Source organism: Delftia sp. ZNC0008 (assembly GCF_000799035.1).
GTDB classification, from domain to species: Bacteria; Pseudomonadota; Gammaproteobacteria; order Burkholderiales; family Burkholderiaceae_C; genus Comamonas; species Comamonas tsuruhatensis.
Window position 1 is genome coordinate 1 of sequence record NZ_JTKZ01000546.1, and the last position, 578, is coordinate 578.

At 72.3% G+C, this 578-nt stretch carries 2 pseudogenes; both read left to right on the plus strand.

The window, feature by feature from the left end:
* A pseudogene (locus L995_RS33245) lies at positions 1-172 on the plus strand (putative FMN-dependent luciferase-like monooxygenase); the annotation flags it as partial.
* A pseudogene (locus L995_RS18205) lies at positions 169-578 on the plus strand (CMD domain protein); the annotation flags it as partial. The pseudogenes L995_RS33245 and L995_RS18205, both read left to right, overlap by 4 nt.

Genomic DNA, 578 nt, shown 5'->3' on the forward strand with positions numbered 1-578 from the left:
GAGCGACATCGTCTTCCAGGTGCATTCCATCGACCCGCCGCACGACGCCATCCTGCGCTCCATCGAGCTGACGGCCGCCCATGTGGCACCAGCCCTGGGCTGGCGCCGTGCAGATCTGCAGGCACCCTCTTCCCTCCCCGCAGCCCGGGCCGGACTGCTGCAAGCCGCATGACCATGAACACCACCGTACAGCCCCGTTTTCCGGACGACGTCATCGACCACCTCGCCGGCATCACCCCCGGCAGCGCCCTGGACCGCGTGCGCCGCCACCGCACCGAGGCGCGCACGCAGGCCCAGCAGAGTTTTGCCGCCCTGTTCACGCCCGCCGAGCCCGTGCCCGGCACGGTCTCGCTGCGCGAGCGGCTGGCCCTGGCCGCCTTCACGGCCGGGCTGCATGGCGAGCCGCGCAGCGCCGCCTTCTATGCGAAGGCACTGGCGGCCGAAGATGCGGAACTGGCTGCCGCCGTGGCATCCGAAGTCGTGCGGGGCCGTGCACAAAGCCTTCAGCCCGGCAGCGGCCCGCACGGGCCGTACGGCCGCTACCCGGCAGGCCCGCTGAGCCGCGAAGACCAGAGCGG